The sequence below is a fragment of the Aliivibrio fischeri ATCC 7744 = JCM 18803 = DSM 507 genome, from assembly GCF_023983475.1.
GTDB lineage: Bacteria > Pseudomonadota > Gammaproteobacteria > Enterobacterales > Vibrionaceae > Aliivibrio > Aliivibrio fischeri.
This window is the reverse complement of the sequence record NZ_CP092712.1, coordinates 318,461-342,936: the sequence shown is the minus strand read 5'-3', so window position 1 is coordinate 342,936 and position 24,476 is coordinate 318,461. Positions and strand designations below refer to the sequence as shown.

22 protein-coding genes are annotated in these 24,476 nt (G+C 39.3%); 8 read left to right on the top strand and 14 right to left on the bottom strand.

What is annotated here, in order from left to right; translation table 11 throughout:
* Positions 1-8: 8 nt before the first annotated feature.
* The 3 genes from AVFI_RS01595 to cysD are packed head-to-tail and all read right to left on the bottom strand — an operon-like array spanning position 9 to position 4,122.
* Positions 9-1,736 (bottom strand): SLC13 family permease, encoded by a 1,728-nt coding sequence (locus AVFI_RS01595; protein ID WP_188863546.1) that lies wholly within the window; start codon positions 1,734-1,736, stop codon positions 9-11.
* Between the two features lie 11 nt (positions 1,737-1,747).
* Entirely contained in the window at positions 1,748-3,184 is a 1,437-nt protein-coding gene (gene cysN / locus AVFI_RS01590) for a sulfate adenylyltransferase subunit CysN (RefSeq protein WP_054775582.1), read from the bottom strand.
* Positions 3,185-3,213: 29 nt separating this feature from the next.
* On the bottom strand, positions 3,214-4,122 hold the full coding sequence (gene cysD, locus AVFI_RS01585; RefSeq protein ID WP_005417374.1) for a sulfate adenylyltransferase subunit CysD: 909 nt from the start codon (positions 4,120-4,122) through the stop codon (positions 3,214-3,216).
* A gap of 409 nt (positions 4,123-4,531) precedes the next feature.
* Between cysD and AVFI_RS01580 the strand changes: the two genes are divergently transcribed.
* The 4 genes from AVFI_RS01580 (at position 4,532) to AVFI_RS01565 (ending at position 8,589) form a co-directional block, all read left to right on the top strand.
* Positions 4,532-6,514 (top strand): bifunctional 2',3'-cyclic-nucleotide 2'-phosphodiesterase/3'-nucleotidase, encoded by a 1,983-nt coding sequence (locus tag AVFI_RS01580; protein WP_188863547.1) that lies wholly within the window; start codon positions 4,532-4,534, stop codon positions 6,512-6,514.
* 116 nt (positions 6,515-6,630) lie between these two features.
* Complete coding sequence (locus AVFI_RS01575) at positions 6,631-7,200, top strand: Crp/Fnr family transcriptional regulator (RefSeq protein ID WP_188863548.1); 570 nt, start codon at positions 6,631-6,633, stop codon at positions 7,198-7,200.
* Positions 7,201-7,265: 65 nt separating this feature from the next.
* The gene (locus AVFI_RS01570; protein ID WP_011261122.1) at positions 7,266-7,718 is read left to right on the top strand and encodes a GNAT family N-acetyltransferase; all 453 of its coding nucleotides are present in this window, start codon (positions 7,266-7,268) and stop codon (positions 7,716-7,718) included.
* Positions 7,719-7,737: 19 nt separating this feature from the next.
* Positions 7,738-8,589 carry a DMT family transporter gene (locus tag AVFI_RS01565; protein WP_188863560.1) on the top strand — a complete coding sequence of 284 codons (852 nt, stop codon included), beginning with the start codon at positions 7,738-7,740 and terminating at the stop codon, positions 8,587-8,589.
* A gap of 9 nt (positions 8,590-8,598) precedes the next feature.
* Here AVFI_RS01565 and AVFI_RS01560 read toward each other — a convergent pair whose 3' ends face one another.
* Complete coding sequence (locus AVFI_RS01560) at positions 8,599-9,249, bottom strand: LysM-like peptidoglycan-binding domain-containing protein (RefSeq protein WP_012532823.1); 651 nt, start codon at positions 9,247-9,249, stop codon at positions 8,599-8,601.
* A gap of 139 nt (positions 9,250-9,388) precedes the next feature.
* Here AVFI_RS01560 and AVFI_RS01555 point away from each other — a divergent pair, with 139 nt between their 5' ends.
* Both AVFI_RS01555 and AVFI_RS01550 read left to right on the top strand, forming a co-directional pair.
* On the top strand, positions 9,389-10,009 hold the full coding sequence (locus AVFI_RS01555) for an FKBP-type peptidyl-prolyl cis-trans isomerase (protein ID WP_005417363.1): 621 nt from the start codon (positions 9,389-9,391) through the stop codon (positions 10,007-10,009).
* A gap of 123 nt (positions 10,010-10,132) precedes the next feature.
* A complete protein-coding gene (locus AVFI_RS01550; protein ID WP_012532795.1) occupies positions 10,133-10,597 on the top strand; it encodes a DUF2780 domain-containing protein in 465 nt (154 codons plus the stop codon).
* 84 nt (positions 10,598-10,681) lie between these two features.
* Here the strand turns inward: AVFI_RS01550 and AVFI_RS01545 are convergent, their stop codons facing one another.
* The 6 genes from AVFI_RS01545 to dusA all read right to left on the bottom strand — a co-directional run bounded on the left by AVFI_RS01545 (position 10,682) and on the right by dusA (position 17,313).
* A complete protein-coding gene (locus AVFI_RS01545; protein WP_188863549.1) occupies positions 10,682-11,443 on the bottom strand; it encodes a phosphoadenylyl-sulfate reductase in 762 nt (253 codons plus the stop codon).
* Positions 11,436-13,166, bottom strand: a complete 1,731-nt coding sequence (gene cysI / locus AVFI_RS01540; protein WP_188863550.1) for an assimilatory sulfite reductase (NADPH) hemoprotein subunit — start codon at positions 13,164-13,166, stop codon at positions 11,436-11,438. Before cysI ends, AVFI_RS01545 begins: the two co-directional genes overlap by 8 nt.
* Positions 13,166-14,980, bottom strand: coding sequence for an assimilatory sulfite reductase (NADPH) flavoprotein subunit (locus AVFI_RS01535; RefSeq protein WP_188863551.1), 1,815 nt, complete (start codon positions 14,978-14,980; stop codon positions 13,166-13,168). The genes cysI and AVFI_RS01535 overlap by 1 nt, the downstream gene beginning before the upstream one ends.
* Positions 14,981-15,115: 135 nt before the next feature.
* On the bottom strand, positions 15,116-15,346 hold the full coding sequence (locus tag AVFI_RS01530; RefSeq protein WP_005417357.1) for a hypothetical protein: 231 nt from the start codon (positions 15,344-15,346) through the stop codon (positions 15,116-15,118).
* Positions 15,347-15,506: 160 nt separating this feature from the next.
* Positions 15,507-16,208 (bottom strand): TIGR04219 family outer membrane beta-barrel protein, encoded by a 702-nt coding sequence (locus tag AVFI_RS01525; RefSeq protein WP_011261115.1) that lies wholly within the window; start codon positions 16,206-16,208, stop codon positions 15,507-15,509.
* 118 nt (positions 16,209-16,326) lie between these two features.
* A complete protein-coding gene (dusA, locus tag AVFI_RS01520; protein WP_012532763.1) occupies positions 16,327-17,313 on the bottom strand; it encodes a tRNA dihydrouridine(20/20a) synthase DusA in 987 nt (328 codons plus the stop codon).
* 179 nt (positions 17,314-17,492) lie between these two features.
* Between dusA and zur the strand changes: the two genes are divergently transcribed.
* Both zur and AVFI_RS01510 read left to right on the top strand, forming a co-directional pair.
* On the top strand, positions 17,493-17,942 hold the full coding sequence (zur, locus tag AVFI_RS01515) for a zinc uptake transcriptional repressor Zur (protein ID WP_011261113.1): 450 nt from the start codon (positions 17,493-17,495) through the stop codon (positions 17,940-17,942).
* A gap of 27 nt (positions 17,943-17,969) precedes the next feature.
* Positions 17,970-18,431: a chemotaxis protein CheX gene (locus AVFI_RS01510; protein ID WP_005417353.1), complete on the top strand. Its 462-nt coding sequence runs from the start codon at positions 17,970-17,972 to the stop codon at positions 18,429-18,431.
* Between the two features lie 351 nt (positions 18,432-18,782).
* On the opposite strand, the gene pgi is transcribed toward AVFI_RS01510, so the two are convergent.
* The 4 genes from pgi to AVFI_RS01490 form a co-directional block, all read right to left on the bottom strand.
* Complete coding sequence (gene pgi, locus AVFI_RS01505) at positions 18,783-20,435, bottom strand: glucose-6-phosphate isomerase (protein ID WP_146864629.1); 1,653 nt, start codon at positions 20,433-20,435, stop codon at positions 18,783-18,785.
* A gap of 214 nt (positions 20,436-20,649) precedes the next feature.
* Positions 20,650-21,867 (bottom strand): BamA/TamA family outer membrane protein, encoded by a 1,218-nt coding sequence (locus tag AVFI_RS01500; RefSeq protein ID WP_035457399.1) that lies wholly within the window; start codon positions 21,865-21,867, stop codon positions 20,650-20,652.
* On the bottom strand, positions 21,867-22,949 hold the full coding sequence (gene alr, locus AVFI_RS01495) for an alanine racemase (RefSeq protein WP_017018265.1): 1,083 nt from the start codon (positions 22,947-22,949) through the stop codon (positions 21,867-21,869). The genes AVFI_RS01500 and alr overlap by 1 nt, the downstream gene beginning before the upstream one ends.
* Before the next feature lie 12 nt (positions 22,950-22,961).
* Entirely contained in the window at positions 22,962-24,359 is a 1,398-nt protein-coding gene (locus AVFI_RS01490) for a replicative DNA helicase (protein WP_012532865.1), read from the bottom strand.
* Positions 24,360-24,476: the final 117 nt, after the last annotated feature.

The window sequence follows — 24,476 nt, the reverse complement described above, 5'->3', positions numbered from 1 at the left end:
TCCTTGAATTAAAATGGGAAAAAATAAGGGATTAATGCTAATACCAATACCGAATAAATAATCGACATGGGTAATCCCACTTTCACATAATCGAGCAGTGTGTAATTGCCCACACTAAAAACGAGTAGATTAGTTTGATATCCATAAGGGGAAATAAAACTGGCACTCGCACCAAAAAGCACCGCCATAATAAAAGGCATGGGATCAACGCCATACCCTAATGCCATGCTATAACCAATAGGAAAAGCCAGTGCTGCCGCTGCATTATTGGTAATAAGTTCAGTCAACACCAACGTAATAAGGTATACCGCAATTAATGCCCCCATTACTCCCCAGCCATTAAACAGCTCAATAAACATTTCACCTAATTGAACAGATAGTCCTGATGACAACATTAACTGTGCGATAGAAAGCGCTGCACCAACAATAACAACAATATCAATTGGGAATCGTCTACGAATTTCACCTAAATTAATAATCCCTAGCGCCAGCATACCAAGTAGGTAAACAGAGAGTCCTTTAATAATAGGAAACACATCAAGTAAAGCGGCGGTAATAACAGCAGCAAAACCAATCAAAACTAAAGCACTCTTATCTCCATCCAGTTTTGCGGCTGAATCTAAATCACTAATAATGACGAATTCACGTTTTAGTTGTTGCTTGCTCTGTTCAAAGTCTTTGCCGGGAACCAAAATTAATGTATCCCCTGCTTGTAATTCAATTTTTCCTAATCCACCTTCAAGTCGTTCATGCCCTCGGCGAATAGCAACCACTACCGCATCAAAGCGTTCTCTAAATTGAGCTGACTTAATACTTTTTCCACGAATAGAAGCCGATTGACTTACAACAACCTCAAGTAGGTTCTGTCCATTTAAATGATGCTGACCAAATAAGGTTAAGCCATTAATTTCTTGTAACGTCGTAACACTTTCAATGTCCCCACAAAACAGCAGCCTATCTCCTGCCAATAAAATCATATCTGGATCAACCGATGGTATGGTTTTTCCATTACGAATGACTTCAGCTAAAAACAGCTTACGCAATGCTCGAAGGTTATTTTCACTGATTGATTTACCGACTAGTGGTGAGCCACCCTCTACTCTTGCTTCTAAAAAATACGGTAATTCATCTTGATGACTTTCATCGTATTGAGGTAATAAATAACTCAGTGGAATTAAAATCAATAAACCACCAAATAGAACGGCTAAACCAATAGTTGTCGGTGCAAAAAAGCTTAAACTTGGTAAACCCGTATCTTCCACAAAACTATTAATGATAAGGTTGGTTGAAGTACCAATTAAGGTTAATGTTCCACCTAAGATAGCGGCATAAGATAAGGGAATAAGTAATCGTGAAGGCGCGTGTCGTTGATTACGTTTGATTGCTCCAATCAGTGAAACAACAACCGCTGTATTATTGGTAAAAGAAGAAAGTAAGGCAGTAGATAGACCTAATTTGCCTACCACACTCCCTAACCTCCCTTCAGAAATATAACGCCCAACCCAACTGATAAGGCGTGTTTTTTCTAAAGCACAAGAACTTAAAATAAGCAGCACTAGCGTTAACAAAGATGAATTAGTAAAGTTTCTTGCCAAGCTAGGTAAATCAATCATACCAAGCATAAAAGCAATAAATGCAGAGCCTGCAAATATGACGCTTGGTTTTAACTTACTTGCCAATAAACTCACAATAATCAGAGTTAATAACGCCAGAACGAATCCTTGTTCCCATGCCATAGTGACAGTCCTTAGCCTAATAGCTTAGAAATATCTTGGGTTTCCCAGTGTGGGAAGTGCTTACGAATTAACGCATTTAGCTCAATTTCAAACGCACTGATATTGTCATTAATTGGCTTAGTCTCACTCAAATCAGATAGGTTTTGGATCATCCCAGCCCCTACCGTTACATTAGTTAAGCGGTCAATAAAAATAAATCCACCAGTATCTGCACAATCTTGATAGCGATCTAAACTCACGGTTTCCGTTAACGATACATCACATAAACCAATACCATTCAGCGGCAGATCTTGAGTATCAAACTTTTCTAGACTGTTGATATTCACTTGATGGTGAATAGCATCAATTTGCCCCACGGTTTTCTTACCTGCAATTTTAATATCGTATTGACGACCCGGTTCTAATCCTTTTTCCGTCATCCATACAATCTCTGCTTTAAACTGATCCGTGGCTTGCAAGTTCGATTGTGATTTAACTAACAAGTCACCACGACTAATATCAATTTCATCCTCAAGTGTTAGCGTTACCGCTTGGCCTGCTTGAGCTGATGTTAAATCACCATCAAAGGTAACAATACGAGCGACTTTCGATTTTTTACCTGATGGTAAAGCCACAATTTCATCACCAACAGAAATTCCGCCAGAAGAGACCGTTCCAGCAAAACCACGAAAATCTAAGTTTGGACGATTAACGTATTGCACAGGGAATCTAAACTCACCATTGCCTTTATCTGCATCAATATCCACACTTTCAAGTACTTCTAATAATGGATCACCTTGATACCAAGATAATGCCTCGCTTGGGTTTACTACGTTATCTCCTTCTAATGCAGATAAAGGTAAAATAGAAATATCTAAATTTGGATTATTCAATTTCTTAGAAAAAGCTAAGTATTCCTCTTTAATCTCTTCAAAACGAGATTGAGAATATTCAACTAAATCCATTTTATTCACAGCTACTATAAAATGACGAATACCAAGAAGGTTCGCGATATAAGAGTGACGGCGAGTTTGATCAAGCACCCCTTTACGAGCATCAATCAAAATCACAGCGACATTACAGGTTGATGCACCCGTAGCCATATTACGAGTGTATTGCTCATGTCCCGGCGTATCTGCAATGATGAATTTACGTTTTTGAGTTGAGAAGTAACGATATGCCACATCAATCGTAATACCTTGCTCACGCTCAGCTTGCAGACCATCAACCAATAAAGCCAAGTCTGGACGCTCACCCGTAGTACCCACTCGTTGACTGTCAGCATGAACTGCATCTAGTTGATCTGCATAGATTTGTTTTGAATCATGGAGTAATCGGCCTATGAGGGTACTTTTACCATCATCTACTGATCCACACGTTAAAAATCGAAGTAATGATTTGTATTGATGTTCTTTTAAATAAGCTTCAATACCAAGCTCTGCCAATTGTTGCTCTACTGCACTATTCATTTATTTAATCCTTCCTTAGATGCCTGATATTAAAAGTAACCTTGACGCTTCTTGAGCTCCATGGAGCCAGATGAATCATGATCTATCGCTCGTCCTTGACGCTCACTTGAGGTCGCAACTAACATCTCTTCAATAATTTCAGGCAATGTATTCGCTTTTGATTCCACCGCGCCTGTTAATGGATAACAACCTAGAGTTCTAAAACGAATATCTTTATGTTGGATCTCTTCACCTTCTTCCAGTTTTAAGCGCTCATCGTCTACCATGATCAACATGCCATCACGCTCAACTACTGGGCGTTTCTCTGATAAATACAGAGGAACAATTTCAATATTTTCTAAATAGATGTATTGCCAAATGTCCAGTTCAGTCCAATTTGAAAGCGGGAATACTCGAATGCTTTCCCCTTTATTTACTTGTCCGTTATACGTATTCCATAACTCAGGGCGTTGATTTTTCGGATCCCATGTATGGTTTTTATCTCTAAATGAATAAACACGTTCTTTGGCACGTGACTTTTCTTCATCACGACGAGCTCCACCAAAAGCAGCATCAAATCCGTATTTATTTAATGCTTGCTTCAAACCTTGTGTTTTCATGATATCGGTGTGTTTTGATGAACCATGCACAAACGGATTAATGCCCATTTCTAACCCTTCAGGGTTTTTGTGTACTAATAGGTCAAAGCCGTATTTTTCTGCTGTTTTATCACGAAATTCAATCATCTCTTTGAATTTCCAATCGGTATCAACATGAAGAAGTGGGAATGGGATCTTTCCTGGATAAAATGCTTTACGAGCTAAATGCAGCATCACTGATGAATCTTTACCAATCGAGTACATCATTACAGGGTTATCAAATTCAGCTGCCACTTCGCGAATAATATGAATACTCTCCGCTTCTAGTTGCTGAAGGTGGGTCAATCGTTTTGCGTCCATGTGCTTTTGTCCTTTAGGCTAAATTTGGTAATGGCTCCTGCTTCTGGTGATAGTCTTAACACTTCTTTTTATCGTTGCAGGCGGCGAATTGTCATTCCAATAAAACCACTATAGACGGGTTACTTTATTACCTGAAATTCTAAAATTTCATTTTTTATTCGATTTAATGCTAACGCAAAAAAATTAACGCGTTTCATTCAGAAAAAATAAAGAAAAATCGAGAAAGGAAAATCAAAATATCGGTCGATACCATGACTAACTAATTAAAAAATAAAGCTGTGATCTGATTACCATAAAGCGTACTGAAACAAGATCAACTGCACACATTGAGAGGCCAGTTACATTTATAACATAGCCAATCTGTTATCTTATTGGCGCTTTTATGATTATCACCTTTTGGAGACACACTATGAACCTCTCAGCAAAACCTGTTTCAATTGCAGTATTAGCTGGCCTAGGTCTACTTACCCTTTCAGGTTGTAGCCCAACAGTTACCGATACCGATGAAGTTATTAATCTACGAGTGGTAGAAACAACAGACATCCATACTAACCTTATGGATTATGACTACTATAAAGATAAGCCGACTCAAAAAATTGGTTTAGCTCGTACAGCAACATTGGTAAAAGAAGCTCGTGCTGAAGTAACAAACAGTGTTTTAGTTGATAATGGTGATTTATTGCAAGGTAGTCCAATGGGTGACTACATGGCAGATAAAGGCATTGAAGCTGGTGAAGTTCACCCTGCATATAAAGCGATGAATCAATTAGATTACGATGCAGGTAACATTGGTAACCACGAATTTAACTACGGTTTAGAGTTTTTAGCAGAATCAATTAATGATGCTGATTTCCCATACATCAGTGCTAACGTTTATGATGCAAAAACAAAAGAGCATTATTTCAAACCATACATCATTAAAACTCATAAACTAAAAGATACAGCAGGTGTAGAGCACGAAATCAAAGTTGGCTACATCGGATTTGTTCCACCACAAATCATGGTATGGGATAAAAAGAATCTTGAAGGTAAAGTTTTTGCTCGTGACATAAAAGAAACAGCAGAAGAATTAGTACCTCAAATGAAAGCAGAAGGTGCTGATGTTATCGTTGCAATTCCTCACTCTGGCGTATCAACAAATCCATACAAACAAGGTGAAGAAAACTCAACCTACTACCTTTCTGAAGTAGACGGTATTGATGCTATTGCCTTTGGTCACTCACATGCGGTTTTCCCAGGAAAAGGATTCGATAACCTGCAAGGTATTGATAACGAAAACGGTACAATTAACGGCGTTGCTGCTGTTATGCCTGGCCGCTGGGGTAGCCATGTTGGTGTAATGGATTTAACTCTTGAGCAAAAAGATGGCAAATGGAGTGTAGTAAAAGGTCAATCAGAAGCTCGCCCTATTTTTGATAAAACAAATCAGAAATCACTGGCTGACGCTGATAAAGGCATCGTACAAGCTTTAGAAGCTGATCATAAAGGCACGCGTGATTTCGTTAACCAGCCAATTGGTAAAGCTGATGATGTTATGTATAGCTTCTTAGCTTTAGTTCAAGATGATCCTACCGTTCAAATCGTTAACCTTGCACAAAAAGATTACGTTGAACGCTTCATTCAAGGCGACCCTGATTTAGATGGTACTCCAGTACTTTCTGCGGCAGCGCCATTCAAAGCTGGCGGTCGTGGAAATGATCCAACAAACTTCACAGAAGTTGAATCAGGCCAATTGACGTTCCGTAATGCGGCTGATTTATACCTATACCCGAATACCTTAGTTGCAATGAAAGTAACAGGTAAAGAAGTAAAAGAATGGCTTGAATGCTCTGCTGGTCAATTTAAACAAATCGACATCAACAGTACTGCACCTCAACAGTTAATTGATTGGGATGGTTTCCGTACGTATAACTTTGATGTCATTGATGGTGTTAACTACCAAATTGACATTACTCAACCAGCAAAATATGACGGTGACTGTAATTTAATTAATGAAGGTTCTGAGCGTATCATCGGTTTAACATACCAAGGCAAACCAATTGATGCGAAGCAAGACTTCCTTATCGCAACTAATAACTACCGAGCTTACAGCAATAAGTTCCCAGGCACGGGTGCTGATTTCATCGCTTTTGATTCCCCAGATGAAAACCGTACCATTCTTGCTAACTACATTTCTCGAGTTAGTAAAGAGGCAGGTCAAGTTCAACCATCAGCTGATAATAACTGGTCTTTCGCACCAATAAAAAATGGCGAAAAACTGGATATTCGCTTTGAAACATCACCAAGCGAAAAAGCAACTCAGTTTATTAAAGATAAAGGTCAATACCCAATGAAACGTGTTGCGACTGATGATGTTGGTTTTGCTGTATATCAACTTAACTTAGCAAAATAAAATTCATCTCTTTTACAAAACAAATAGCATGGTGATTTCACCATGCTATTTTTTTATCTGTATGCTAAGTTTTCCACTATTAAAACATCATCTTCTAATAATAAAAGTACTTAACTATGAATGATCTTTTTACCACTCAACTGGAATCACACGGGTTTACTCCCCATGAAATATCTCAAATAGTTAAGTTAAGTAAGCTAAAAACTCTTCCTGCTAAGTCTATACTTATCAAACAAAATAACGTTGCTAATGAATTCTATTTTCTTATTGATGGGTTTTGTCGTTCTTGTTATCTCACCGAACAAGGCAAGCAATTTAGTAAAGAATTTTATTGGAAAGGAGATTGGGTTGTTGGATTTGAAGAATTATTAGACCAAACCTCATCTCCCTATTCTCTTGAAACCATTACTCAAACAACATTAATTACATTACCTATCGCTCAACTGAATCAATGGCGAAAAAATGCAAACCCTCTTTATATCAAATTATTAGAAACACAACTTTTGTATAAAGAAAGAAAAGAGCGTTTTATGTTATTACACTCACCTCAAGCTCGTTACGAGGTTTTCTGTCAAAATTATCCAGAACTATTAGCCCAACTCAACGATTACCAAGTTGCCGCTTACCTTGGCATAACTCATATCAGCTTAAGTCGAATAAAAAACAGAATTAAAAAGTTAACATAAGTTAATGCCAAAAAAAGTGAACATAGGTATCTTGGATACTCTTCGTTTTCAGTGAGATAAATTCCATGATCCATTGGCAAAAAATACCATTTACCGAATTAACCACCTCTCAACTCTATGAATTACTCCGTTTAAGAGTCGATGTTTTTGTTGTAGAACAAACCTGCCCTTACCCAGAACTTGATGGCAAAGATTGCCAAGATGGGGTTTATCATTTAATTGGCACTAAAGATAATGAAATTATAGCCTGCGCTCGATTGCTGCCAGCTGGTACCAGTTATATCAATGTCAGTATTGGACGAGTTGCAACCAAAGGCACTGCAAGAGGTGATGGTTTAGGACATAAACTGCTATCACAAGCTTTAGCGTGTTGTGAAGAATTATGGCCAGGAGAGACGATTGATATTGGTGCTCAAGAACATCTAACTCACTTTTATCAAAAACATGGCTTTCAGGTAATTTCTGATATGTATCTTGAGGATGATATTCCCCATGTTGATATGCGTTTAGAAAAATAAGATGAGTATGAGATCAATGATGACGCCCACTCATTTAGCTATTATCTTATTGATATTGGGAAATTTACTTGCTTCACTTTCTGATGTTGCAGTTAAAGTCTTAGATGGTGGAGTTTCGCCTTTTCAATATATATTTCTGCGTCAATTGATCTCACTCGCTCTTCTGTTTCCTTTTTGGTTTCATCAAACATCAACACTAAGATACTTAAGTAATCCTAAAGTAACGCTAATACGAGCTCATGTTCTTTTAATTGGTAGTGGTTGTATGGTGGTATCAATCACCTACTTAACTTTAGCGACTGCCAATGCTGTTTTTTATACTGCACCATTGTTAATGATCCCGCTTTCAATACTCTTGCTTAATGAAAAGCCATCGACAAAGAAAATATTTCAAACCATAGTCGGGTTTTTAGGGGCTCTTATTATTCTTCGTCCTTCTCAATTCCACTGGGCTGCTATTTTTGCTTTAGGAACTGCAACAACCCTAGCGTTATATAATATTTTGGTAAGAAAAATTCCTAACGATCAATCTGTCATCACCACACTGTTTTGGACGACATTATTATCCTTACCGGTTTCAGGCGGTTTAGCTTGGCTTTATTGGCAACCATTGTATTATCATGACGTTCTTTGGATTGCTCTGAGCGCAACTTTTATTATTAGTTATAATGGGTTAGCGACCATTGCATACAAAAAAGCTCCTGCTACTCAGATTTCTTTGGCTGAATATTCAGGATTAATTTTTGTGGTTATATTTGGTGTGATTTGGTTTGACGAGATCCCAGACATATTAACAGCAGTGGGAATTGCATTGATTGTCATTCCTATTATGCCTAAAACGTGGTTAAAGAACATAAGAGGAAGATCGTAAAAAGAGAGATTATTTACTGCGTCCAAAACTACCATCGGACATTCTAAAGTACATGATCGCTTGACCATCACGTTCTATTTGTACGATATCTAGATCGCCTTGTTGATTGAGTTTAAAGCGAAACAGTTGACCTTTCTTAATATTACTTAATGGTTTATCTGCACCTTCAATTTTCACCACTTTATTTAATTCAGTTAATGGCAGATTATTTTTTCTAAATACCTGATAAAGGGTATCGCCTTCTTGAATTTGATAATCGTGCCATTTAGCTTCAACGGCCATTGTTTCTTTTTCAATAGAGGCTGTTTGAGTTGGTACTTTTTCTTCTCTATTAATCGTTGTTTCTCTTTGATTACGATTTGATGATGCCTCTTGTTCACTTAACCCTTCAAGGTTTAAGCTGACACTTTGTCTCTGCATTTCAGGCGCAGGGATCACGGTAGGCTGAATACTCTCTACCTCTTCCTCAGCACCACTTGGTAATAAAATTAAAACAAAGGTAACAGGAACTAAAATGCGTAATGCTTTTTGATGAAATTGAGGTAATCGCTGCCAATAAGGTGCAACTTTTTCAATAAGAGGCCCACACTTTTCCTTTAAATTAGCCAATTGCTCAGAAAAATCTGGGCGTTTTACATTCATTTTTTTCTTTTTATTCATACCATCGCCTCATGCGAAACTGGTGAGCTCACGTTTTATTCTAATATCAGAGTTCAAAGAAGTACAAAAGTTTACCTTAAGCTTAGATCTCTGTATCCTTTATGCTTTCGTTTATACCATATAAAGAAAGAGAGACTGTATGTCTGAAGTAAAATTAGAAACAGTAGAACAAAGAGCAAGCTACGGCATTGGTCTTCAAATGGGCCAACAACTAGCACAATCAGGTCTTGAAGGCCTAAACGTTGCTGCTATCGCTAAAGGTATCGCTACTTCACTAACTGGCGACATGCCAGAAATCGAAGTTGACGCTATCAACGAAGCTCTTCAAGCACTTCACATGCGCGCTGAAGAAGCTCGTGCAGAAGCATCTAAAGCTGCTGCTGCTGAAGGCGAAGCTTTCCTAGCTGATAACGCACTTCGTCCAGAAGTAACTGTACTTGAGTCTGGTCTTCAATATGAAGTACTAACTGAAGGTACTGGTGAAATTCCAACTTCTGATAAAACAGTACGTGTTCACTACCACGGTATGCTAACTAACGGTGCTGTATTCGATAGCTCTGTAGAACGTGGCCAACCTGCTGAATTCCCAGTTACTGGCGTTATCGCTGGTTGGGTTGAAGCTCTTCAACTAATGCCTGTAGGTTCTAAGTGGAAACTTTCTATTCCACAAAACCTAGCATACGGTGAGCGTGGCGCTGGTGCTGCAATCCCTCCATATGCTGCTCTAGTATTTGAAGTTGAACTACTAGATATCCTTTAATCTTTCTCAAAAAAGATTAAATATAAAATTAAAAAGCGATGCCTATGGGTATCGCTTTTTTTTGTGTCATACTCTAACTACAATGTTACAAAAACAATATTGATATGTTAAAAGGAAATGACAATGAAAAAAACGCTAATCTTATCAACGCTTGCACTTTCACTCACCGCAGCTGCACCAGCTAATGCTTTTCTTTCTAACCTTTTCGGTGGCAGTGACGATGCCAAAACAGAAGAGACAACCGCTTCTAACCCATTAGTTGGAATGTTAACTGAAAACCTTGATATCTCAGCTGATCAAGCTGCTGGCGGCGCTGGCGCTCTATTAGCGATGGCAGGTAATGGCCTATCGGATTCTGAAAGCTCTGAATTAAATAGTATGATCCCTGGTCTTGAATCTCTAACAAGCGCAATTCCAGGTGGATTAGGTAGTATGATTTCAAATATGGACAGTGTAAAAGCAGCTTTTTCAGCTCTTGGATTAGACCCAGCTTTAATCTCGCAATTTACACCTGTAATTACTGAATACTTAAGCTCTCAAAATGCAAGTTCTGGTTTACTAGATTCATTAACGGCGCTTTGGAAGTAATGGATTTATAAATAATATAAACAAATAAAGGCAGCGTTATCGCTGCCTTTAATCCTTTAGATTTATTATTGATAGATTTGCTATTTAAATTCCAGAACCACCAAGTTCACCGTCATCTTCATGTAAACCACACTCTCGCTTTAAGCCAAAGAATCGAGTTTCTTCTTCACTCATTCCCGGTTCCCATTTTTGAGTTGTATGCGTATCACCTACGGATAAATATCCTTGATCCCATAATGGGTGATAAGGCAAGTCGTACTCTTTCAAAAAATAATGTACTTCTTTGTTTGTCCAATCTAAGACAGGAAGAAATTTAAAAACACCATTTTGAATACTTAAAATAGGTAAATTTGCTCGTGAACCCGATTGCTCTCGGCGCAACCCTGAAAACCAAATCCCGACTTCAAGTTGGTCCAGAGCACGGCGCATAGGCTGAACTTTATTGAGTTTATTATATTTCTCAATGCCTTCTACACCTTGCTCCCATAACTTTCCATAACGGGCTTCTTGCCAATTTGGGCTCTCATCCGCAGTAAATACATGAAGATTTAAATTCAATCGATCCGTTAATTGATCGATAAATTGATAAGTTTCAGGAAATAGATACCCGGTATCAGTCAAAATAATGGGCGTATCTGATTTTATTTCAGTAACTAATTGCAACATCACCGCAGCTTGAATACCAAAACTGGATGACAACGCAGGGTTACCTTCTAAGTTTTCTAACGCCCAAACAACACGCTCTTGGGCTGTTAGTTTCTCAAGCTCAACATTAACCTCAACTAAACGTAATGTTTGCTCAACCTTGGTTAATGATAACAGCTCTGATAATTGCAATTTAGGCATGAAAATCCCTCTTTGATACTTTCACTTCATCTACGATACCGGCACGGATCGTAAAGTCACCAAACCCTTCATTTTCATTACGTTCGGTCGCCCAACGACCAACAAGTTGATCAATTTCAGTAAGGATTTGACGGTCAGTGATGTTTTCCTTATACATTTTAGGAACTCGAGTTCCACTACGATTACCACCAAGATGGAAGTTATAACGCCCTGGCGCTTTACCAACAAGACCAATTTCAGCCAACATCGCTCGGCCACAACCATTTGGACAACCAGTAACTCGGAAAATAATGTTGTCTTCTTCTGGCAGATTGTGTTTTTTCAATACACTTTCAATTTCAGTCACAAATTCAGGTAAGAAACGCTCGGCTTCCGCCATGGCTAATGGACACGTAGGAAACGCCACACAAGCCATTGAATTTTTACGCTGCTCTGAATGAGTATCATCAATCAAACCATGCGCACGAGCAATTTGCTCTATATGATCTTTTTGCTCAGAAGGGACACCAGCAACAATCAAGTTTTGGTTTGCTGTCATTCTAAAATCACCTTGGTGAACCTTAGCAATTTCAGCCACACCTGTTTTTAGTGGTTTTCCCGGATAATCTAATAAACGCCCATTTTCAATAAATAATGCTAAGTGATGCTTACCATCAATCCCTTCAACCCAACCGATTCGATCACCGCGTTCCGTTAACTCATAGGGACGACTTTCTTCAAATTGAACGCCAGCTCGTTTTTCAACTTCCGCTTTAAATACATCAGAACCCACACGATCTAATGTGTATTTGGTTTTTGCATTTTTACGATTTGAACGGTTACCCCAGTCACGTTGAGTCGTAACCACTGCAGCAGCTACTTCTAACGTTTTCTTTAATGGTACAAATCCAAAATCATCTGCTTTACGTGGGTAAGTTGCTGTATCGCCATGCGTCATTGCAAGGCCACCACCCACAAGCACATTAAAGCCAACCAGTTTTCCATTATCTGCAATGGCAATGAAGTTCAAATCATTCGCATGCACGTCCACATCATTTTGCGGAGGAATAACAACGGTGGTTTTAAATTTACGAGGCAGATAATTACTACCTAAAATCGGTTCTTCATCCGTGGTTTCTAGCTTTTCACCATCTAACCAAATTTCAGCGTAGGCACGTGTTTTTGGTAATAAATGCTCACTGATTTTTTTCGCCCATTCATACGCTTCTTGATGAAGTTCAGATTCAACAGGGTTAGTCGTACACAACACATTTCGGTTCACATCCCCTGCTGTCGCAATCGAATCTATACCAATACTGTGTAATGTTTGATGCATTAATTTAATATTTGGTTTTAACACACCATGAAACTGGAAGGTTTGACGTGTCGTTAAGCGCAAACTGCCATAAGAGGTATGTTCTTCAGCAAATTTATCAATCGCCAACCACTGTTTTGGTGTAATAATGCCGCCAGGCATACGAGCTCGTAGCATGACATTATGCAAGGGTTCTAATTTTTGTTTCGCACGCTCAGCACGAATATCACGATCATCTTGTTGATACATGCCATGAAAGCGGATCAGCTGAAAATTATCTTTGGTAAATCCACCAGTAATTCGATCTTGCAGATCTTCTACGATCGTGCCACGTAAATGCTTACTTTCACGCTTTAATCGCTCGTTATCAGCAAGTGGACCAAGCTCTGTCCCTGATAAAATCGTTTTAACGTCAATTAATTCGCTCATTAGTACACATCCCTTTGATAACGTTTTGCCTTACGCAGCTCATTTACAAATTGCTCTGCTTCTTCTCTCGTTTTCTGTCCATGTTGCTCTACAACGCAAATCAATGCTTCGTGTACGTCTTTCGCCATACGAGTTGCGTCACCACATACATAGATATACGCCCCATCTTGCAGCCACTGCCATACTTGTGCGGCATGCTCTAAGATTCGGTGTTGTACATACACTTTTTCTTGTTGATCACGACTAAAAGCAACATCAAGCTGATTCACAATTCCCGATTTAAGGTATTTCTGCCACTCCACCTGATATAAAAAATCTTGAGTAAACGTTCTATCACCAAAGAATAACCAGTTTTTACCTTCTGCATCACGGTTATCACGCTCTTGTACAAATGAGCGGAATGGGGCAATACCTGTACCTGGTCCAATCATTATCACTGGGGCATTATCATCTTGAGGTAATTTGAAATTGTTATTGTGTTCAACAAATACTTTCACATCATCGCCTTCTTCTAAGCGATGAGATAAAAAGCTAGATGCACCACCAAAACGTGTTTCATCTCCTTGTTGATACTCCACAACCCCTACCGTCAAATGCACTTCTTCATCGACTTCAGACTGACTTGATGCAATAGAATATAGACGAGGAGTTAAGCGACGAAGCAAACCAACCAGTTGCTCTGCGGTGAGTTTTGCCTTTTTCTCAGACAATACATCAATCACTTGAGTATTCCCTGAATACTGGCGAAGCTTATCTTTATCTGTTGCTAGCTTTTCTAACTTTTTACTGCCTGACAACTCAGCATATTGAGTCACTAATTGCGGATTTGCTGAGGTGATTTCATATTTTTCAACCAACGCTTTTTGAAGCGATATTGAATCACCATCCACCTCAACCGCTTCATCACCCGTTAAACCGACTTGCTTCAAAATTGCTGAAGCGAGCTCTGGGCTATTTTCAAACCACACACCAAGAGCATCACCCGGTTGATAAGTTAATCCTGAACCATCTAAATCAATTTCGATATGACGAACATCTTTACCTGAATCTCGCCCTGTGATTTTTTGGCTGGTTAATAGCGTAGCGGTATACGGATTTTGTTTTGAGTATTGAGAGGTATGAGCGGCTTGTCCAACAGGAAGCTGAACCACTTGCGCACTTTGTGCTTCAGAAGCTAATGCCTCTTTTACTTTATCAAGTGCTTGCTTTCGCCACTCTGCAGCCGGAGCTTCATAATCAACATCAAGATCAACACGTTCAATAAACGGTGTTGCCCCTTGTTTTGATAAGAAGGCATCAAAATCTTTACCTGTTTGGCAGAAAAACTCATAACTTGAATCCCCTAATCCAATAACACCATAATGTAAATTATCGAGCTTAGGTGCTTTTTTCGATTGTAAAAATTCATGTAACTCAATGGCATTATCAGGCGCTTCACCTTCACCATTTGTTGAAGCGACAATAATGACATGAGTCTCTTTCGCGAGGTTTTTACCTTTGTAGTCACTGGCATCAAAAAGCTCAACAGCAATACCAGCCGCTGCCGCTTCTTCTTTTAATGCTTCAGCAACGCCTTTGGCATTACCGGTTTGAGAGGCAAAAATAATAGATAACTTACCAGCAGGTTGGTTTGATACCGCTGCGGCAGCTTGATTGATTGGTTGTGTTGCACCTGATGTTTGGCTTATCCCCCAGAAGTAGCCACTGACCCACGCCAATTGCTGTGGTGATAATTCAGAAGCTGCTTGCTGTAACTGACCTATTTGTTGGTCATTAAGTGGACTAGCGAGTGCGGAGAGTTCCTTTAATAACATGACGACATCCCTATTCATTGCGTCATGTTAGATTAGCGAGAATTTTCTATAACAAGAAAGAATAGATAAGTATGTTTTATAACTTTTTGGAAGAAAGAAATGGTTGCTTTGCGTTAATGGGATGACTTTTATCGTTTATTCGTTGATTCTTACCTGACTAAAACCAACAGCCAATGCGCTCTTTGAGGCCGCTTCTAAATCACGATATTTCACCTCTCCTCCTTTTAAATCCGTTAATAAAACCAGACCACCACGGACATGGCGAAACTCAACGATCCAAGAGTCTTCAACAATAACGGGTTCTATTACTGCTTCAACCAATTGATCTTCTTGATACATTAATTTTAATTCACTTAAAGTGGTCATAACGGCATCCTTCTTACGACAACAGCCATAACACAACTTATGGCAGTATCCACTTTATAAGCATGGTCAATAAACGTAATTTGAGCAAATTTAAAATAAAAAAATAGCGATTCAGTCACCTGAATCGCTATCTTAAAAATAATTCGTATGTTTTTATCGATTAGAAATCAAATGATAAGCCACCAAACCAGCCATCAACCATGACGTTTGCTTGATCACTATCAAAACCTTCAAAATAACCAAACTCATGATCCATTACGCGATAACCAAGTTTGAATTCAACATCGACAGCATCAACAGGAAGAATGTATTTCACACCAGCTTGACCATCCATTGTACGAGTGTCACTGCTGCTACCAAAATCATACTGACCAAAAATATGGAAGTTTGTGTTTGGAATGTGCATCGATGCATCTGCATACATGTTTATTGCTGTTTCACTAAAACTCTGGTTTGCAGGTTGGGCAGGATCAGTAGAAACAGAACCACCTTTATTAAATTCACCGTTTGCAAATTGAGTTAGTGTTAAACCCACATCAAATTGCAAACCATCAGTCTCTAATAATTTATAGTAACCGGTGTAGTCAATTTGGTCGTATTCAAAACGATCCGCTTTTACTGGTGTATAACGTACTTTTACATTAGGTAAAATTGGGTATGGATGTTCAAAAGCAATAGAGAAAGCTTGTGATGCATCAACATCATTATCTCTTACCGCTCCGTCTTTAGAACCAACTTTTCCATCAGGGAACCACGCATCAATAGCAACTTTAGTTGTAAATTCCTTCTCTGCTGAATGTGCAGGTACTGCCATAACTAAGGCAGCAGAAGCAACAACAGTGGCGAGGGATAGTTTGTTCATGCGTAGTCTCCATTTGCGACGCTATTTGGTTCATATGAAGTAATAATAAACGATTTGGTTTATTTATATACTCTTCTTTTACGTATCTAACTTAATTTATCGACAGAGCGACTAAAATCTATACATCTAATTCAGAAGGAATTTTAGCAAGAGCCGTTTCTACCACTTCAATGCCAGCTCCTGGCTTATGCGCATTTTCGCTGATATAACGACGCCATTGTCTCGCACCCGGCATGCTTTGGAATAGACCTAACATATGACGAGTAATATGGCCTAAGTAAGCTCCATTCTCTAACTGGCGTTCTATATATGGGTACATAGACTCAACAATTTCACGACGCTTTTTAATTGGCTTGTCACTACCAAAAAGTTGTTGATCAACTTCCGCTAATAAATACGGGCTTTGGTAAGCTTCACGTCCAATCATCACACCGTCTAAATGCGCTAAATGCTCTTTTGCTTCCGCTAATGTTTTAATACCACCATTAACCGCAATAATTAATTGTGGGAAATCTTTCTTGATTTGATACGCACGTGGGTAATCAAGAGGTGGGATCTCGCGGTTTTCTTTCGGGCTTAAACCACTTAACCATGCTTTACGAGCATGAATAGTAAATTGATCACAACCGCCCTTTTCATGAACTGTTGAAACAAACTTAGTTAAAAACTCATAGCTGTCTTGGTCATCAATACCAATACGGGTTTTTACCGTTACAGGAATATCAACAACCGCTTTCATTTCAGCGACACATTCAGCTACTAAGTCTGGTTCAGCCATTAAACAAGCACCAAAACGACCATTTTGCACTCGATCTGATGGACAACCCACATTTAGGTTTACTTCATCGTAACCACGTTCTGCTGCTAATTTTGCGCAATGAACTAAATCTTTAACGTTTGAACCGCCTAGTTGTAAGGCTACTGGGTGCTCTTCTTCGTTATACGCAAGAAAATCACCTTTACCATGAATGATCGCACCAGTAGTTACCATCTCAGTATATAAAAGCGCATGCTCAGATAATTGACGATGGAAGTAACGACAGTGACGATCTGTCCAATCAAGCATAGGGGCAACAGAAAAACGTTGTAGTGGATAAGAGCTCATAGGTTAATTCTTTCAGTGATCAAGGCCTCAATTCTAACATAATAAGAACACAAACAACCATCCCATAAACTCTATTAGGCAACTCACATAACAAATAATAATTCTCTAAATAGTGGATAAAAAATAACGAGAGTTATGTTAAACTCCTCAACTTGTTCAAAAAATAAGACATATTTTCATTGAATCGTACACAAAAACAAAAGGTTGAGCTGCTATGCCAACAACGTGGAGTAAGGTTAACTCCACAACGATTAACTGTTTTAGAGCTGATTGTGACTCATCAGGGGGCGATCAGTGCTTATGATCTATTAGAACAATTAAAACAAATAGAACCCCAAGCAAAGCCGCCAACCATCTATCGAGCATTAGATTTTTTGGTCACTCAAGGTTTTGTGCATAAGGTCGAATCAATAAATAGCTATATTTCTTGCTGTGTGATCGGTGAACACGCTCATTTCTCACAACTTTTCATCTGTCGAACTTGCGATGACGTTGTTGAATTCCATGATAATGATATTACTAAGCAGCTAACTAAGCATGCTGAACAAATCGGCTTTTCAGTTGAGAACCATATTGTTGAAACTCATGGCACTTGCAAGACTTGTTTAAGTAACAATAAGAAAAATTAAAATAATATTTAAAGGACATCACTCACCATGCGCGCTGAATTTGTAAACCCATTCTTAGCTTCATTTATGAATGTTATTAAAACGATGGCATCAATGGACTTAAAACCTCAAAAGCCTCGTATCAAAAAAGATGAAATTGCCCGTGGTGATGTATCAGGTCTAATAGGTATGGTTGGCCCTCAAAGTAAAGGTTCAATGTCGATTACTTTTGATGAGCAACTTGCTCTACAAGTAATGCAAAACATGTTGGGTGAACGCCCAAACAGCATTAATGAAGAAGTGACTGACATGGTTGGTGAAATTACCAATATGGTTACTGGTGGTGCAAAGCGCATTCTTTCTGAAAGTGGTTTTGAATTTAATATGGCAACGCCTATCGTTGTATCAGGTAAAGGCCATACCATTACTCATAAATGTGAAGGGGCGATAATTATCATGCCATTTGCTTCTGAATGGGGTAATGCGTTTATTGAAATCTGTTTTGAGTAATAAGGACTAGGGACTAGGGACTAGGGACTAGGGACTAGGGACTAGGGACTAGGGACTAGGGACTAGGGACTAGAATGATAGAGGTTGATATTTAGGTATCAACCTTTTTTATTGCCTGTAATATCGATAAATAATACCAATCCGGATAAGTAGTTGATCAGATAATTGCGTAGGAAAAATCGATTAAAGCAAGGCATAAATTGCAGTAACTAGTGGCTCTAATTACAAAATTTATAACGCAGCTATAATCGATTTTAACAAGCAAGAATGATCAAATATTTATGTGGATTGGTATAAATACAAAAGAGCCGACCGAAGTCAGCTCTTTCAATAACACATCAACAAATATAATTAAGCTTGAAACGCTTTAAATGCGTTGATTAAACCGTTTGTTGAACTGTCGTGAGACGTTACTGCTTTTTCATCAGCTAGTTCAGGAAGAATTTGGTTAGCCAGTTGCTTACCAAGCTCTACACCCCATTGATCGAAGCTGAAGATGTTCCAAATCACACCTTGAACGAAAATTTTGTGTTCGTACATTGCGATAAGGTTACCTAGTGTTTTAGGAGTAACTTGTTTAACAAGAATTGAGTTCGTTGGACGGTTACCTTCAAATACTTTAAATGGTACTAGCTCAGCGACTTCCGCTTCTGTTTTACCTGCAGCAGCAAATTCAGCTTTCACAGTCTCTTCTGTTTTACCAAATGCTAACGCTTCAGTTTGTGCGAAGAAGTTAGACATCAGTTTTTGATGATGATCGCCTACTTGGTTGTGGCTAATTGCAGGAGCAATAAAATCACAAGGGATAAGTTTTGTACCTTGGTGAATTAATTGGTAGAACGCATGTTGACCATTTGTACCTGGTTCACCCCAAATAATTGGACCTGTTTGGTAATCAACAGGATTACCATTACGATCAACACACTTACCATTTGATTCCATGTTGCCTTGTTGGAAGTACGCAGCAAAACGGTGTAAGTATTGGTCGTATGGAAGAATCGATTCAGATTCAGCACCGTGGAAATTGTTATACCATAGGCCGATTAACGCTAAGATAACAGGTACATTATTTTCAAGGTCGGTTTCAGCGAAGTGCTTATCTACTTCATGAGCACCTTCTAACAACTCAATAAAGTTATCAAAACCAATCGCTAATGCGATAGAAAGACCGATAGCTGACCATAGAGAGTAACGACCACCAACCCAATCCCAGAATTCAAACATATTGTCAGTATCAATACCAAACTCAGACACAGATTGTGCGTTTGTTGATAGTGCTGCAAAGTGTTTAGCAACGTGTGCTTGATCGCCAGCTTCAGCAAGGAACCAATCACGAGCACTGTGTGCGTTCGTCATTGTTTCTTGAGTTGTGAACGTCTTAGAAGCGATTAAGAATAACGTCGTCTCTGGGTTTAACGGCTTCAGTGTTTCAACAATGTGCGTACCATCTACGTTAGAAACAAAGTGCATATTTAGACGAGTTTTGTATGGTGCTAGAGCTTCTGAAACCATGTATGGACCAAGGTCTGAACCGCCGATACCGATATTTACGATATCAGTAATTTCTTTACCTGTGTAACCTTTCCACTCACCAGAAATTAGACGCTCTGTGAAGCCTTTCATTTTTTCTAATACTGCATTTACTGCAGGCATTACATCTTCACCATCAACCATTACTGGTGTGTTACTACGGTTACGAAGTGCAGTATGAAGCACTGAACGACCTTCAGTTTTATTGATTTTTTCACCACTGAACATCGCTGTAATTGCTGAAGATAATTCTGTTTGCTCAGCAAGTGCAAACAACTTCTTCATTGTTTCTTCAGTAATTAAGTTTTTAGAAAAATCGACTAAAATATCTTGGCCAAACGTTGCTGAAAACTTATCGAAACGTTGTGCATCAGCAGCAAATAAATCTGATAAATTAAAATCTTGTGCTGTTTCAAAGTGCGCTGTTAAGTCTGCCCAAGCTTGAGTTTCTGTTGGGTTGATGTTTTTTAACATGGTAAAAATATCCTGTGTAATATGCTTGTAAGTCCAAAGTCTTAACTAAGAACTCCCCGTTTATACGAATCTAAAAATTGGTGAACTTTATTTATTATGACCAAAACTACGCTCACCCTTTTTGAGTTAGGTCACATTAAAACTTTTATTAGTGAACATTATCCCAATCCAAATGAAAGAACACTAGAGTTCACTTCATTTTTCTCATAAATATCTAGAAAGGCTGATTTATCATCACTCTAAATTGGCTTTCTTCATTACCCCACGCCATTTCAGTTCTAACAACAATTCCTTCAACCTGAAAACGAATAGCACCGCCAGCGCTCCATTTCATATCACTATGAAGTGTCGATAAAGAGAATTCATCTGCCACACGTCCGGCATCAACAAAAGCGACCCACTGCCACCAAGGTACATCATAAAGATTAAAGATAGGCCATTCTTCTAAAGGCTGCCAATCAGGCATAACACGATATTCTGCAGAGTAATGCACAGCAGATCGTCCATGAAAGCGTCCACCACCAAAACTTCTTAATCGATATAACCCACCCAACTTTATGCCTGCGTATTCAGGAGGTTGATGCTGCTCATCCCAACTAGGCGTGTCTGCAATATACATATCTAAAGCCAAAACTTGTTTATTGATCACATCACCTAAACTGCCTAAATCAAAAAAGGCACTTTGTTGGAACTCCCACGTCCACCACTCTTGCTGTGAACTCGCTTCTGGTGAATAAGTAAAATCTAATTCAGTGCGAGAACCATGCGTAGTGTTTCGAACACTATTTCGATTATCCCAATCAAAATGAACCTTCATACCCCAATTCGATTCAGGTTCATTCCATCCGGCGACATCAGACAATTCACGAGAATAATAAAATGGACTTAATTCTATACTCGACACACCGCTATCAAGAGGGTTAAATCCCTTAATTTTTCGTTCTGGTTGATACGCAGCTCTTGCCCCAAGACTTTCCCCATTACCAATAGGCAAGACATATTGTGCAATTAAATGATATTGAGCCTCAACACTGTCCGTAAACACCTCTTGTTCTGGCAACGAATCATTAGTACCCGCAGCACCAAGATGATAATCCATGTCTTTAAAACTGGCGTTATAAGCATTAGCTCCAACTAACCATGAATGACTAATTTGAAAGTTATTTGCTGATAAGTAAGTTAGATAAGAGCCTTTACTGGAATACAAACCAGCGGCAAACAATGTTGCTTGAGGTTGCCCAACGCCTTTCATTACACCCGCAGCGCCTATGGTAGTCCCCAAGCTATCTGATGAGTACATAAAAGGGACGGCAGCGGTTTCGGGTAAAGACGTTGGCCAAATATCGCTTTCTGAAAAAGCCAAGTTAGAAATAAGAAAAAGCGCTAAACCAGTAGCGCTTTTAAAAGAAAATGAATTCAAGAAGACTCTCATTAGGTGTATTGCATTTGCACACGTGATGTTAATTTAGTCACTAATTCGTAGGCAATAGTTCCAATATGCTCTGCGACTTCTTCAGAAGGAAGATCTCGTCCCCATAAAATGGCTTCATCTCCCACTTTATCTTGAGCGTCCGGACCCAAATCAACGGTCAACATATCCATAGACACTCGACCCGCAATAGGAACTTTACGCCCATTAACTAACACTGGCGTACCATTTGGAGCTGTGCGAGGGTACCCATCACCATAACCAATCGCAATAACCCCAATTTTGGTATCACGTTCGCTGGTCCACATTGCCCCATAACCAACACTTTCACCCGCTTTTACATCACGAACAGCGATCAAATGAGAGGTAAGGGTCATCGTAGGTAAATAACCCAATTCTTGTGCTGATTGTTCTGAAAATGGTGAAACACCATACATAATAATGCCAGGTCGTACCCAATCTAAACGACTATCAGGCCAAGCTAATAAGCCTGCAGATGCAGCAAGAGAACGCTCTCCCTGACACCCTTTTGTTAGCGACATAAAGGTATCGATTTGCTCTGTTGTCGTTGAACTATCAAGTTCATCCGCACAGCCAAAGTGGCTCATATAGCGCAAAGGTTTAGCTACATTCTTACAAGCATGTAGTCTATCAACATACTCTTGAAACTCTTCAGGGCGAATACCTAAACGGTGCATACCTGAATCTACTTTTAACCAAGCAACGACTGGAAATTCTAAATCGGTGCTTTCTAATGCTTCTAACTGCTCTTTACAATGAATAGCTGTTTGAATGTTATTAGTCACCAAAATAGGTAAGTCACCAGCAGAGTAGAACCCTTCAAGTAATAAAATAGGTTTCACAATACCGCCAGCTCGAAGCTGTAGCGCTTCTTCAATACGAGCGACACCAAATGCATCGGCTCCTTGCGCACCTTTGGCGATATTCAGCAATCCGTGGCCATACCCATTTGCTTTTACAACAGCCAGTAATTTACTGCTTGGCGCTTGTTGCTTAATCTTTTGCAAATTGTGGGCAAGTGCAGACATATCAATCTGCGCTGTGGCCGCTTTCATATAACTCATGATTCAGCCTTATTATTCATCATCAAACGCAGGGCCTGCGTAATTATCAAAACGAGAAAACTGCCCTTGGAAAGTCAAACTAACAGAACCGATAGGACCGTTACGTTGCTTACCAATAATAATTTCAGCGATGCCTTTACGATTACTCTCAGGGTTATATACCTCATCACGGTAAATAAACATGATTAAATCGGCATCCTGCTCGATCGCACCAGATTCACGCAAATCCGAGTTAATCGGACGTTTATCTGCACGTTGCTCTAGGGAACGGTTAAGTTGCGACAGCGCCACAACAGGAACGTTCAACTCTTTAGCTAACGCTTTTAACGATCGTGATATTTCAGAGATCTCTAACGTACGGTTATCTTGCAAACCAGGAACACGCATTAATTGAAGGTAATCGACCATGATCATACTTAGACCACCCGATTCACGCGCAACACGACGAGCACGTGAACGCAATTCTGTCGGTGTTAAGCCTGAGCTATCATCGATATACATGTTTTTCTTTTGAGTCAAAATGCCCATAGTAGACGAAATACGCGCCCAATCTTCATCGTCTAATTGACCGGTACGAATTTTAGTTTGGTCAACACGAGAAAGTGACGCTAACATACGCATCATTAGCTGTTCGGCGGGCATCTCTAAAGAAAAGATAAGAACGGGTTTATCTTGGTCCATTGCTGCGTTTTCACATAAGTTCATCGCAAAGGTAGTTTTACCCATTGATGGACGTGCCGCCACAATAATTAAATCAGAACCTTGTAAGCCTGCGGTTTTCTTATTGAGGTCAGTAAAACCAGTTGAAACCCCCGTTACACCATCTTGTGGGCTTTGGTATAAAATTTCGATACGTTCTAGCGTTTTCTCTAGAATTGAGTCGACATTTTGAGGGCCTTCATTTTCGGTAGTTCGCTCTTCTGCAATGGCAAAAACTTTACTCTCCGCCATATCAAGTAAATCTTCAGAAGTTCGCCCCTGAGGATCATAACCTGCATCTGCAATCTCATTCGCAACACCAATCAGGTTACGTACCATTGCACGCTCACGTACGATATCAGCATAAGCATTAATGTTTGCAGCACTTGGCGTGTTTTTAGCTAAATCAGCTAAATAAGCAAAGCCACCTACCGAATCTAAATTTTCATGACGTTCAAGGTGCTCTGATAAGGTGATCAAATCCAAAGGCAAACTGTCTTCTAGGATGGCTTTAAGTGATTCAAAAATCAGTCTATGTGGGCGACTATAAAAATCACTTGCCACTACTTTTTCGGCAACCGTATCCCAGCGTTCATTATCAAGTAGCAAGCCACCTAAAACCGATTGTTCAGCTTCTAACGAATGCGGTGGTACTTTTAACGCATCAACTTGTGCGTCTGGTTTGCGATTTTGCTTACGATTATCAGCCATTACTACTCTTTCACCATCCTAAATTTAGCCCTACATTATAACCATTTGGCAAAGGGATGAAATAACTATCCTTCCATCTCCATCACTCCTTTCGCAAAATAAAGATTTTGACTCAAA